Origin of the sequence: Chitinophaga filiformis (genome assembly GCF_021646545.1) — a bacterium.
Classification (GTDB): Bacteria; Bacteroidota; Bacteroidia; order Chitinophagales; family Chitinophagaceae; genus Chitinophaga; species Chitinophaga filiformis_A.
The window spans coordinates 41752-56157 of sequence record NZ_JAKIRP010000021.1; the positions used below are offsets into that span (position 1 = coordinate 41752).

General features: G+C 47.1%; 7 protein-coding genes. 6 read left to right on the forward strand and 1 reads right to left on the reverse strand.

What is annotated here, in order from left to right:
- Nucleotides 1-21: 21 nt before the first annotated feature.
- Nucleotides 22-414, reverse strand: a complete 393-nt coding sequence (locus tag L3C95_RS31950) for a response regulator (RefSeq protein WP_236394740.1) — start codon at nucleotides 412-414, stop codon at nucleotides 22-24.
- Between the two features lie 486 nt (nucleotides 415-900).
- On the opposite strand from L3C95_RS31950, the gene L3C95_RS31955 reads away from it, so the two are divergent.
- The 6 genes from L3C95_RS31955 (at nucleotide 901) to L3C95_RS31980 (ending at nucleotide 14402) form a co-directional block, all read left to right on the forward strand.
- Entirely contained in the window at nucleotides 901-2091 is a 1191-nt protein-coding gene (locus tag L3C95_RS31955) for a glycosyltransferase family 2 protein (RefSeq protein ID WP_236394742.1), read from the forward strand.
- Between the two features lie 362 nt (nucleotides 2092-2453).
- Complete coding sequence (locus L3C95_RS31960; RefSeq protein ID WP_236394744.1) at nucleotides 2454-9449, forward strand: fibronectin type III domain-containing protein; 6996 nt, start codon at nucleotides 2454-2456, stop codon at nucleotides 9447-9449.
- Nucleotides 9450-9527: 78 nt separating this feature from the next.
- Nucleotides 9528-11717, forward strand: a complete 2190-nt coding sequence (locus L3C95_RS31965; RefSeq protein WP_236394746.1) for an exopolysaccharide transport family protein — start codon at nucleotides 9528-9530, stop codon at nucleotides 11715-11717.
- A 19-nt stretch (nucleotides 11718-11736) separates the two neighbouring features.
- Complete coding sequence (locus L3C95_RS31970; RefSeq protein ID WP_236394748.1) at nucleotides 11737-12828, forward strand: acyltransferase family protein; 1092 nt, start codon at nucleotides 11737-11739, stop codon at nucleotides 12826-12828.
- Nucleotides 12821-12979, forward strand: a complete 159-nt coding sequence (locus L3C95_RS31975) for a hypothetical protein (protein WP_236394750.1) — start codon at nucleotides 12821-12823, stop codon at nucleotides 12977-12979. The genes L3C95_RS31970 and L3C95_RS31975 overlap by 8 nt, the downstream gene beginning before the upstream one ends.
- Entirely contained in the window at nucleotides 12960-14402 is a 1443-nt protein-coding gene (locus tag L3C95_RS31980) for an O-antigen ligase family protein (protein ID WP_236394752.1), read from the forward strand. Before L3C95_RS31975 ends, L3C95_RS31980 begins: the two co-directional genes overlap by 20 nt.
- Nucleotides 14403-14406: the final 4 nt, after the last annotated feature.

Here is a 14406-nt window from a genome sequence, read left to right on the forward strand (position 1 = left end):
TACTGATTATATCATTAAGTGCTACGAAAAAGCAGGTACATGCTGAGCTCTCAACACATGATCAATCGTATCCAGTAAGATTACGGGATCAAAAGGCTTTTTGATGATCGTCTTGATGTTGCCGGGGCGTACATTCGCAAATGACTCTTTGGTATCATGTACACCCGAAAGCACCATGAGAGGTATATGCTGATACAGATTACTTTCGGTCATGAACTCTATGAGTTCCCATCCATTGATGTTGGGCATCTGGAGATCTGTGATCACCAGGTCGGGGATATTGCCATTTTTCAGCCATGCCATTGCAGCCAGACCATCACACGCTGAAACAACGTTGTAGGTCCTGTTTAGCATCACCTCTAGTAGATATCGGATGGGTAAACTGTCGTCAATAATTAAAACTGTTTTTTTCACCTTTAACCAATTTAATATTACAAATAAGATCCCAATACGGTTAAGCATCGGAAAAATTAGTGTTCGTTGGCTTTAAATTGGATAAGGTTTACGGAATTCAAAAAACAGTTTCTCAGGGGATATGAAAGAAAAGACTCAAATATGGTTTCTTTTAAAATGCTGGCACTAAAATACGAAAGTAATTCTTAACTACAAGCTGTAAATTTTCGCACTAGTATTGTCCTTCAAAAAACAACAATGTAAAAATATAATACTTTATTCATTTCCCAATATGTTTTTGGTAAACGGCTGTTTTTTTTGGGTGAATGCGCAAGAAATTATCGTAAACGGATGTTCACTGCTAATTGCCCGCTTCTTTTTTTTAAATGTAGCATACGCAGCTGAAAAAATACTGCACAATTATTATACTTTTGCGTTGAACCCCCTTATGGGATTGTTCCACAACGTGCTACAACGCTCAGTTTATCCCCTCAATCGTTATATATTATGACTCTGATCTCAGTGATCTTCTGGTGCAGCCTACTTCTTGTTTGCTATAGTTATGTAGGGTATGGTATACTACTTTATATAGTAATTAAATTGCGCCGTTACTTCGTAAAACCCCGCCATGCGGAAGACAGCACTCCCTTCACCCCTGAAGTGACCCTGATGGTCGCTGCTTACAATGAAGAGGCTTTTATCAGGGAAAAGATTGTCAATACGCTCTCCCTGAATTATCCGGAGGATAAGGTACAGATCATCTTTGTAACTGATGGCAGCACCGACAATACCAATAATATAATACGGAGTTACCCGCGGATCACACTGCTCTATGAGCCTAAGCGCAGTGGTAAGACGATGGCAGTGAACAGGGCGATGAAATATGTTAAGACGCCATTTGTAGTTTTTTCTGATGCGAACACCTTATTAAATAAGGATGTCCTTATTTGCCTCATGCGTCACTTCAGGGATGAACAGACCGGTGCAGTGGCAGGAGAAAAAAAGATTATCGTAGCAGAACAGGCAGAAGCAGAAGGCGCCGGGGAAGGCATGTACTGGAAATACGAGTCCCTGCTAAAGAAATGGGACGCGGAGCTGTATAGCGTAATGGGAGCTGCCGGAGAACTGTTTGCTATACGCACCTCCTTATATGAGGATATACCTGCCGATACCATCCTGGACGATTTTATGATCTCTTTCGGTATAAATAAAAAAGGGTATAAAGTGGCCTATGCGCCTGACGCTTATGCCCAGGAAACACCATCTGCTTCACTGGAAGATGAATATAAACGTAAGGTGCGCATCAGTGCAGGAGGTTTTCAGTCAATGAGCCGGCTGGCGGACCTACTGAACATTTTCCGTTATCCTAAAATTACGTGGCAGTATGTTTCACATCGTGTATTTCGCTGGACAGTTGCCCCACTTTGTTTATTGTTTGCACTACTAACTAATGTAGTGTTATGTGCATCCGGCGCACCCCTTATCTACTGGCTTATATTGTTAATGCAGGTAGCTTTTTATGGCATGGCTTTCGTTGGATATATGCTGGCGAAGAGACAGGTAAAAAGTAAAGTGTTCTATATACCTTTTTATTTCGTTTTTATGAATGTGGCCGTGTATCAAGGGTTTGGCCGTTTTTTAAGAAAGAAACAGTCAGCAGTATGGGACCGTTCACAACGTCAGTTAACAACCGGGTGAGACGTATTTTTTACGCTTACCATTTAGTTACACTATTTCACCAATTGTTTTATATCGTTCACCCACAAAAAACGGATTTTCGCTAAAAAAATTGTCAACTGTAAAAATATACGCTTACTTTTGGGGCTGAACCGAGTACACTATGCCTTATCTGATTACATAAGAAAGCTACCATAGTGTGAATTAATCCTAACCTCATCCTACATAAAAGCCAATCTGGTAGTAATTCTCTTTTCGGGACTATCAATTTTAATTTTGCCATCTCCTCTGATCTGCCAGCCCTTAGTGCTTTGGGCTAACGTTTAATTATTTCGGCTAATCACCGGGTCGAACCCGATTGTCCATAATATATATTTTCTTTTATGAAAAGAAATGTACACTTACTATTCAGCATTCTGAGCATTCTGATGCTTTTTGCGGGTCCGGCTGGCGCACAGCAGGCCTTAAACCCCGCAGACCCCATTGTTGTGTACAACTCCAGCTCCCCCCCTACACCTCCACCTTACGGACGTATCGGGAAATGGGTTAAAACCAACAGGCTGGCCTGGAACACGTCTAACTATAAATGTTACATTTACAAGGGACTCGACTTCCGTCTGAAATTCCCTAAAAGTTACCAGCACAATGTTGCTGATGGAAAGAAATACCCCATCTTCGTTTTCCTTCACGGCCGTGGTGAAGGCGGTAGTGTTTATGACAACGAATACCAGCTATTACACGGCGGACAGCATTTTGATACCCAAACAAGTAATGGCAACTTCGACGGCTTCCTGCTCTATGGACAAACAGCGGATGGTAACTGGGGCAATGGTCAGTATGACATCATCAAAGAATTATTAGATAGTCTCGCTATACAGGTGAAGGGTGATCTGAACAGAGTGATCGTTAATGGTCTTTCTGCCGGTGGTTATGGTTCATGGCTTTTTGCAGAACGATACCCTCATTATTTTGCTTCCATTATGCCGATGAGCGGTATCGCTAACGGCGATGGTAGCGCCACTAACGTCAATAATCTTAAATACACCGCCACCTGGTATTTCCAGGGAGGTAAAGACAACTCCCCTGCCCCTTATACCGCCAATACAGTGATCACCGCATATCAGAATGCAGGTGCTCATATCACTTATACACTATACCCCAATCTGGGACATGGTACCTGGACTACAGCCTGGGTTGAGCCGGACTTCATTCCCTATATGAACAGGAATAATATCCTGACCCCATGGCCACTGGGAGGACGCTCAGAATTCTGTCCCGGTGAGTCATTCAACATTACGGCCGGTATTCCTCCGGGATTTGCTGCCTATGAGTGGCAGAAAGACGGTGCGACCATTCCCGGCGCCACCGGCAACAGTATTAACATTACCACACTCGGTACCTATGCGGTAAGGGTAAGGAGAACAGCCGGCGGCCCCTGGTCTGAATTTTCTCCCACCCCACTTGTCGTTAAAACAAAAGCGGGTACTGTTACGCCGCCTATTACAATAGATAACCTTGTTTCAAACGTATTGCCTGCTCCTGATGGCAGCACTACTGTTACCCTGAAACTGCCTGCAGGTTATGCCACTTACGAATGGCGCACTGTGGGTGGTACCACCTCATTGGGGAACACCAACACATTTGTTGCCGGCGTAGGACAATACATTGCACGTGTAACAGAGGAGTTCGGCTGTACCAGTAGCTTCTCCGCTCCGTATAAAGTGATAAGTGCTACAGGCACCAATGTACCGGATCCGGTAGGTGGTGTAACTGTAACTCCCGTTTCAGAAACACAGCTGACTGTGAACTGGAACGACAAAGCGAATCCGGCAAACAACGAGACGCTCTTTGAAGTATATCGTAGCACTACATCAGGCAGTGGTTACAAAATGGTGGCTAAGATACCCGCTGATGTGCTGGTATTTGCTGACCAGGGATTAGCTTCCAATACGAAATATTATTACATTATACGTCCGGTAAATGCCAACGGCGCTGCTCCTGTATCAGCTGAAGCCAGTGGTACAACCGAGACAGATGCCCTTGCGCCTACTGCGCCGAGAAACCTGACAGTTACCAGCACCAGCTCCAGCTCTGTTTCACTCAGCTGGACGGCTGCTACAGATGACGTAGCTGTTGCTTCATATGATATTTATGTCAACAACCAGAAGTCATATACCGTTGAAAGCAGCAAACTTACGATGGTAGCTTACGGTCTGACCGACAGGCAGGTATATAACTTCTACGTAGTGGCAAAAGATGCTGCGGGTAATGCATCCCCACCAAGCAACCAGGTGACTGCTGCAGCTATCAATAAGGGTATTGCCTACAAGTATTATGAAGGCACATGGAGCACATTGCCTAACTTCAATACACTTGTACCGGTAGAAACCGGAAGATCCAACAATATAGACCTTGGTATCAGGAACAGGGATATCAACTACGCCATTCTGTGGACTGGTTTCCTGACCATTCCTGCATCAGGCTTCTACACCTTTGCTACGAACTCTGACGATGGTAGCAAGCTGTGGTTCAATACTCCTTACAGCTTTAGCGGTACCGCTACCGTAAACAATGATGGTGCCCACGGTACAAGGCAGGTAAGCAGCTTACCAATGTTCGTGACAGCGGGTGTGTATCCTATCACGGTAGCCTTCTTCCAGGGTACCGGCAGCCAGGTTATGAACCTCCGCTGGAGCTCCAGTGCCATTAACCAGAACAGCTTAGTCAATATTCCGGACCAGTACCTGGGTGACACCATGACTATCCCGGGATCAGCTCCTGTTGCACCGGTGATACTGGGCGCTACTGCTTCTGCATTCAATAAAGTAGATCTGAAATGGAGCGACAACAGTAACAACGAAACAGGATTTGAGTTATATCGTAGCGCAACCTACAATGGTACTTATACAGTAATAGGAAAAGCAGGCGCCAATGCAACCACTTTAACAGACAATACTGTTGATGCCAATACCCGTTATTGGTATAAGGTGCGTGCAGTAGGCTTGTCAGGCGAATCTGCACAGTCAGTGGGTTATCCATACCTGGCGGTATATCCGTTCGACAATTCCGTTGCAGATGTCAGCATCAATAATAATGGCGGTGCTGCAACTTCGATGACTTATACAAATGCTGACGAAGTGGAAGGCACGCATTCCGCTGTCTTTAATGGAACCAGCGGTTATGTGACCATTGGCGGCAACACCAGCGGCTTCCTGCACGATGCATTCTCCGCACGCACAGTTTCTGCCTGGATCAAGCCGGTGGTAACAGACAACATCCGTACAATATTTGACATCGGCGGCAGCACCAGCGGTCTGGCATTGCGTATCAATGCAAATAAACTGGAAGCATGTGCAGCCAACAACAGTACCCGTGTGTCAATATCTGCTCCTTTCACCAGCACTGCATGGACGCATGTAGCTGTGGTATATGGCAGCAGCTCTCTGCGGCTGTATATTAACGGCGACCTCGCAGCGTCTACTGCTACCAGCTTTAGCAGCATCAGTGCAACCACTGATAACGCCAGGATCGGTCTTTATAATAATACTACTGCATTCAGCTCTGTCAGCACCGCAAATGGTATTCACTTCAGAGGAAACATGGATAGAGTGGCTATCATAGGCCAGGCATTAACACAGGCTGAAATCACTCAGCTGGCCGGACAAAACCTGCCATTCTATAGTGCATTGACACCAACGTTGCCTTCAGCTCCGGCTGCACCAACCAACCTGGTGGCCAGCGCTACTTCTCCGTCCAGCATCAAACTGACCTGGACCAATAGCCTGGCAAATGCTAAAGGTTATGAAATCCAGCGCGCCTTCGGCAGCAGTAATGTTTTCGTACTGGTGAAATCCGGTGATGTAACAGGTGCTTCCGGCACTTATACAGACACTGCTTTATACGCTAATCAGCAGTATGTATACCGCGTACGTACAACAGGCGACGGTGGTAACTCTGCATACTCTGCCAACGCAACAGCCGTTACCGGCAATAACCGGCCGGTAATAGATGCCATCGGCAACAGGTCTGCACGTTATGACGTGGAAACACGCATTCCAATCGTAGCTACAGATGTGGATGAAGATGCGCTCACGCTGACCACCGCTAATCTGCCTCCATTTGTAACACTGGCCTCCGACGCCAACGGCTCCTTCCTTAGGGTAACGCCAAATGCCGGTGTGCAGGGTACATACAGTAACCTGGCAGTGTATGCGGCAGATCCGTTTGGTGGCAAGGATACTGCTACTTTCAATCTGACTATTAACGATAATTTCAGCCCTGTCATAGCCTCTATTGCCAACATTTCCCTGAATGAGGGCGCTGACCAGTTGCTTTCTCTCTCCGCAACTGATCAGAATGCTTCCGATGTACTTACATGGTCTGGAGCATCATTGCCCTCATTCATCACTCTTACCGGCAGCAACCGTACTGCCAGCCTGAAGGTTGATCCGGGTTATGCTGACGCGGGTGTTTATACAGTGAAGCTGACTACTGTTGATGGTAACGGTGGTACTGACGACCAGACATTCACCGTAACTGTCAACCAGAAAGATCCGAACTATAAGTTCTTTGTACGCTTCAAACATCAGACAGATGCGCCGGCGCCATGGAATAACATCACTTCGGTATCTACCAGCAACCTGAAGAACGATAAAGGAGAAACGACGAATGTAGATCTGCAGTTACTGACCGGCAACTGGTTCACCTGGAACGAAGGTCCGGCCGGCAACAACAATGGCATCTATCCGGATGTAGTATTGAAAGAATATTATTTCTTCGGATCATGGCCTGGCATCTTCACTTCCGACAATTCTATCAACGTGAGACTGAGCGGACTGGATGCAAACAGGAAATACTCCTTCAAGTTCCTTGCAGGTAGTTCATGGTCTGTACAGGCAAACAACGGCACCACCGTCTTTACAATAAATGGTGTCAGCAAGCCGCTGAATGTACAGAACAACACTTCCAATACTGCAAACTTTGACAATATAAGTCCGAACGGCGCTGGTGAGATCATCTTCAATATGGCCGTAGCCGATGGCACACCGGTTGGTTACCTCAACGCCTTCGAGGTGAATGCCGTACTGGATGATGGTACACTGCCAGCTGCACCTAAGGAACTGCTCGCTACAGAAGACAATGGCACAGTATCTCTCAGCTGGACGAATATTGCTTACAACGCTACCGGTTACAGGATCCACCGTGCTACCGACAGCCTGGGCGCTTACAGCTTACTGGGCAGTCTGAACAGTGCAACAGCCGACAGTTATGTGGATAACACCGTACATGGCAACACCCGTTATTATTACAAGGTTAGTGCTTCCAATTCAACAGGCGTATCTGCTGGTTACAGCAACATTGCCGGTGTGAATGTACCGGTGAAACCGCCTACCATCAACAATATCGCTGATGTGAAACTGAAAGCAGGTACTTCTACCCAGTTCAACGTGACGGCTACCCCTGACCAGGGCAATACCGTGGACCTGACAGTAGACGGTCTGCCGGCCTTCGGTAACTTCACAGACAATGGCAACGGTACAGGCTCCTTCAGCTTCAGTCCGACCGCCAACAATCTGGGTAGCTATACTGTGACAGTGACAGCCACCGACAATCAGGGTGCAGCCTCCAGCAATACCTTTAACGTGCTCGTTACTGATAAGAATACCACCAGTATATACCTCGACTTCTCTTCCAGCAGTCCGGCTCCTGCGCCATGGAACAATGTGGCAGGATTCCCTTACCAGGGTGTAAGACTGGCCAATGCACTGGATGAATCAGGTAATCCGACCGGTATCAGCGTAACATTTAACGAAGCATGGGAAAATGACCAGCCTGCAGTAGGTCAGAGCACTTACGACAACTCCGGTATCTATCCTGATCTGGTGATGCAGTCTGCAGTTTACGACAGCAGGAACATCACCCATACCGTGAAACTGGCTGGATTGAACAAAGCGAAACGTTATAATGTTGTGTTCTTTAGCAGTCTGAACTTCGGTGCTGCTTCCAAGGTAAGATACACTATCAATGCGGACAGCGTGGTAATAGATCCTGCATACAATACCTCCATCACCAAACAGCTGAATGGCATCCTGCCAAACGCTAACGGAGAGATCAATGTACTGGTAAACAAAACCCAGGCAGGTTACTATATGCATATGAACGCAATGGTACTGGAAGCTTACGACAGTGCAACAACCGTCCTGAATCCGATCAATCTGCGTGCAAACGCAACCGGCGCCAAGACGATCGCACTGCAGTGGTCAGACAGGTCCAACACTGAAACAGGATACCAGGTATGGCGTGCAGTTTCCGGTGGCAGCTACACACAGATAGCCAGTCTCCCGGCCAACTCAGTAAGCTATACCGACAATAACCTGGCCGTAAGCAAGAGATACTACTATAAAGTGCGTGCGGTAAGAGGTCTGAGCAATTCTGATTACAGTAATGCGGCAGATGCGACCACCCTTGGATTCAGTGTAAATGTAAACTTCAGTGAACTGCTGATCGCACCTGCTCCATGGAACAATACCGGCATGCGTCCACAACAGGGCGTCGTGAAGAGTAACATGCAGGACGGCCAGAACAATGTAACCGGCATCGGTATCACCATCCTTGAAAACTTCGATGGTATGTACTCTGCGGGTATCAATACAGGCAATAACAGCGGTATCTATCCGGACAATGTGATGGTGGAAAACTATGGTCTGTTCCCGGGCAACCATGCAGACTACTACATCACAGGCCTGAACCAGGCACTGAAATATGACCTGGTATTCTTCGGCAGCTCCGTAGAATGGGAAGATATCACAGGTAAATACACTGTGAACGGAACGAAGATGGCATTACTGAATGCATCTCTGAACAAGAGCGGTGTAGTCACCATCCGTGACGTATCTCCTGATGCTTACGGCAGGATCCATGTAGATGTTGATCCTGGTACGGCAACATCCCGCTATGGACTGATCGCAGCTATGATCATCAAAGGCCATCTGGATCCCGCTACCCAGAACGACGATGGTCCGATCGATCCTGCTGGTGGTCAGGCGGCCAGAATAGGCGACAACACAATGGCGATGGCGGCTCCGCCTGTAGCCCTGATCAACAAAGAGGCTGAATTCGGAGATGCGAAGGTATATCCGAACCCATATGAAAATCAGTTCAACATAGACATAGTATTGAAAGCCGAAACAGCTGTTAGAATAGAGATATTTAATGTCGCAGGACAGCTGTTATATTCAGATTACAAGGGTTCCGTTCCGGCGGGCGCCAGCACCCTGCGTATTAATACCGGTTCAAGGATTAGTGCGCCTGGCATCTACCTGCTCCGCATTAGCGGTAAGAATGGGGAAACCAAGATGGTCAAACTGGTAAAGCGTTAAGCTTTACCAGTTTCTCCCAAAAAGTCCGGGCAACCGGATTTTTTTGCACGCTACAGATGTTAAATAATTACAATTAATATGGATATAATATATTTCGTAAAGGCCCTGCTGAAAAAGAAATGGTGGATCATTATCAGTACCATCATTGCCGTTGTTGCCGCCCTTTTCTTCACGCTCGGCAAGCCCAGAATGTATGCTTCCGTAACCCAGATTGCAACCGGATTCACTATCAATGATCAGGTGAAACTTCGTGATGAGAATGTCAATATTTTTGAAGCAGACGTAAAGTTTGACAACGTGATCGAAATCATCAACTCCCCCGTGGTAGTTGGCATGTTGTCTTACGACCTGCTTATTCATGACCTGACGAGCAATAAACCGTTTGTTCGTCTGGAAGAAAAAGACCTGGCTTCAGACGTTTATAGAGCAGTAGACAAACAGGCAGCAGTGGAGATCCTTCGCGGCAAGCTGGACTCGCTCCAGGTACTCTCTTCCTACAACCCGGTGGAAAAGAATATCCTGTCTTTTCTCAAGTTGTTTAAATATGACTACGAATCGATCCGTAAAAGGATGAATGCCTCCCGTGTGCAGCGTACCGACTACCTGGCGATCGTAGCCACCGCAGAAAATCCGGAGCAGGCGGCCTACACCGTAAATACGATCTACCGGGAGTTCCTCCGCTATTACAGAAGTATGCGTACCGAAAGATCAGTGGAAAGTGTAGAATCGTTCGATGAACTGGTAAGACAAAAGAAAGCCGAACTGGATAAAAAAGTAGAAGCGCTGCGTCTGTATAAATCATCTGAAGGCCTGCTCAATGTGGAAGTGGCCAGTGGTAATGAACTGGACCTGATCAAACAGTTTGAAAAAGGACTGTCAGATGAAAAGGCCAACTACAATACTATCAACTCTTCCCTGCAGAGCGTAAACCAGCGCCTTGCTGCCGCCAGCCAGGGCAAAACCGTTTTCACCAACAATAACAGTGAGATCATAGAATTACGCAGACAGATCAATGACCTCAATACAGAACTGACAAGGAAAGGTGGCAATGACGAAGCGGGCAATGCAAAACTGGCCGGGCTGCGTGCGCAGCTGCAGAAGAAACTGGGCGCCTCCACTACCGGTACCCAGACGGCTACCACTAAAGACGAATTAATACAGGAGAAAGCCAATCTTGAAGCGCAGCTGAACGCCTCTAACCTGAACATGCGTGCCTTGCAGGGCCAGATTGCCAAGCTGAAAGGTTCCGTAGGTTCGTATGCCACTAAGGAAGCTACAGTGAGTAGCTTGCAGGCTGAAGTGGACATGGCCCAGGAAGAGTACAATAAGCTGAAGGAGAAACTTAATGCTGCGCAGGACAACCAGACTACCCCTGATGTAAATTTCAAACAGATCCTGAAAGGACAGCCAGCCTTCAGGCCGGAGTCTTCCAAGCGCATCATCATCATGGGTATGGCAGGTATCTCTACCTTCCTGCTGACGTCTCTGATTGTATTGCTGATGGAATTCCTGGACGGCTCCCTGAAATCGCCTTCCGTGTTTGAAAAACATCTGGACCTCCGCCTGATCAGTAGTGTGAACCATGCTGACCTGAACAAATACAGCATCCTGGAGGTGTTGCAGAAAACAACCATCTCTGACAAACATTCCAAACAACGGCAGAACACTTTCCGGGAGCTGTTGCGCAAACTGCGATATGAGGTGGAAAGCAGCGGTAAGAAAGTATTCCTGATCACCAGTACGGAAGCGCGTCAGGGTAAAACCACCCTCACGCAGGCCCTTGCATACAGCCTGAGCCTGAGCAACAAAAATGTACTGGTCATAGACACGAATTTCTGCAATAATGACCTTACTATACAGATGAAGGCAGCGCCAACACTGGAGTCATTTTCCGTTCCGCCGTCAGAGCTGAACATTGAAAAAGTAAAGGATATTGTGACCACCTACCCGGTATCGGGCATCGAAGTGATCGGTTGTAAAGGTGGTGACTACACTCCTTCAGAGATCCTGCCGAAGAACAATCTTTTAAACTATCTCCCCTTCCTGAAGAACCACTATGACTTCATCCTGCTGGAGGGCGCACCGCTGAACGACTATACGGACAGTAAAGAGCTGGCGCAATACGTGGATGGTGTCATAGCAGTTTTTTCATCCAAGCTGGCCCTGACACAGGTAGACCGTGAATCGGCCCAGTTTTTCGAAACCCTTGGTGACAAGTTCGTGGGAGCAGTACTGAACAACGTCCAGGAAGAATACCTCGAATTATAACCAAAAGTTTACCCAAAAAATGCCAGGAACCACATTTAAAGAACTGTTTAACTTCAAACCACCACAAGCCAACCGGTTGGGATGGATAGACTATGCGAAAGGCATAGCTATCATCCTGGTCGTATACCGACATGTGCTGTACGGGTTGAAAAGCAGCGGCATGATTGTCAGTCAATGGATCATTGACGGCAATAACATGTTCTACAGCTTCCGTATGCCACTGTTCTTTCTCCTGTCCGGGTTGTTCTTCGAAAGAAGTATTACCCGGAAGGGAGAAATGGGCTTTTTTGTTACCCGTGTCAACACATTGTTGTATCCCTACATTCTGTGGGCTTTCATTCAGATCACCCTGCAAATGCTCTTCTCTTCATTTGTTAACGCCCGCCGTACCGGCGCAGACTATCTGAACATCCTGATACAACCCCGCCATCTTGACCAGTTATGGTACTTATTTGCATTGTTCAATGTAACCTTACTGTACCTGCTTGTAGCAAAACTTTTCCGCTATGATAAGTTCGCCCAGGTGCTCGTGTCGCTGGGATTACTTGCCATAGCGCCCCTGGTAAACAGTATCAGTACGCTGTATGACGTGGCACTGCACTACATCTTTTTTTGCATCGGACACCTGACAGCGAATTACTTTTTTGCAGAGAAGACGCAGGACAAACTTTCTTCTGCCTATGGATTGCTGGCGCTGCTGCCGGTTTTTGCAGCCTGCCAGTATTATTTCCTGTATCATCTGCAGATGAACCTCTTCCTGTATGCAGTCATTGCACTGATAGGCAGCCTGTTTGTGATCATGCTCTCTTTCCAGCTATCGAAGTACAATGCATTGCCCTTCCTGAGAACGTTCGGGCATTACTCCCTGTTCATCTACCTGCTGCATGTACCCATTGTGTCAGTGATCAGGTATTTCCTGCTGGGTACCATAATGAAAGAGCATATAGAGATGTTGTTACTGTTGCTGATATTTATCGCCATTTTCTTTTCCATCATCGTTTACCGGATATGTATGCGGCTGAAGCTGGGCTTCCTGTTTACAGGCCCTTTTAAGGCTAAGCCATACAATCCGCAGCAACCGGAGATGGCCACCAAAAAAAATCATGTATAATGCCCGTAAGAAAGAAATATACACCCGGCATCAGCAAGAAATTCCATCAGGCGATGTTGCTGCTCTTTGTGGCACTGACGATGATAATGCTATTTATGAAGATCATGTTTTTTTAAAGTATTCAGAATATTATGCTCAGTCAACAGGCTAAGAAAAACACCGTATTATACCTGTTCATCCTGCTTTGGGTGATGGCAGTACCTGCCATCGCCTATGTATCGTCCATGGATGCCAAATTCAGCATTGTGGTGTTTGGCGGTATCATCGGGCTGGCACTGGCAGTGATCAGCGCCCTGAACTTCCGCCTCGGCTATTACATATACATCACGGTTTCGATGATCGTACATGTACCGGAGAGAATGGCCAAAGCTACGATGCCTGTGGGCGTTGCTATGGACCTCTTCCTGATGCTCATGCTTGCAGGCGCCATCTTCGACAAAAAAAGCAAGGAGAAGTCCAATGTACCTTACTTCAAAGACCCGCTCCTGCTGATATTGTACCTGTATACCGCATACCTGCTCATACAGTTCTTCAATCCCAATATGTTGTCCATACAAGGCTGGTTCATTTTTATCAGGGTATACATCCGCAACTTCATCTTCCTGTTCCTCACCATCAAAGTACTGAGCGACTGGTCGCAGATATATAAGTTCTTCAAATTCTGGCTGGTCCTGTCCACGGCTGCAGCACTCTATGGTTGTCTGCAACAGGCTGTAGGACTACTGCCCTTTGAAAGGGCCTACATTGCCATGAACCCTGACAAGTTCAAGACGGTAATGATACAGGGCCGTGCAAGGATCTTCTCTTTTATGGCAGACCCTGCGGCGTTTGGCGTACTGATGGCCTGCGGCGCTATCATCGGTACTGTATTGCTCACTGCCAGTCAGAAGATAGTGAGCTACCCCCGGAAGTTATTGTTGCTTTTTATCATAACAGTCCATTTGCTGGCGCTCGGATTTTCCGGTACCCGTACCGCATATGTGATGTTGCCCGTTGGACTGTTATTGTTTTTCCTGGTGAACCTGCATAACAGGAATACCCTGATCGCCGCCGCCTTTTTCACCTTCGGGATGCTGGCCATCCTGTTCGGACCTTTTTACAGCAGTCCGACCATTATCCGTATCCGTACTGCCTTTATGGGCAGCCAGGACGAATCGCTCAGTCTGCGTGATGTGAACCGCCACAGTATACAGCCCTATATGTATTCTCATCCGATCGGCGGGGGCGTGATGACGGTGGGCAATGATGGCGTGACCTACAATCCCGGTCACCGGCTGGCAGGCTTTCAGCCCGACAGCGGCTACCTGCGGGCAGTACTGGAACTGGGATGGATAGGATTGATCATCACCTGTATCTATACCTATATGGGTATTCATTATGCTATCAAAAATTATTTCAGCGAGAACAATGAACTGAATAAGCTATTGCTGATAAGCATCGCTGCCGTGATGTATGCCATTCTTGTGGCCCAGTATGCCCAGGAAGCGGCAGGACTCGTGGAGTCATCTATTTTCCTTAACGCCATTCTGGGTATCACTATCAGAGTAAGGTATAATCTTTCAACATCTAAATAATACA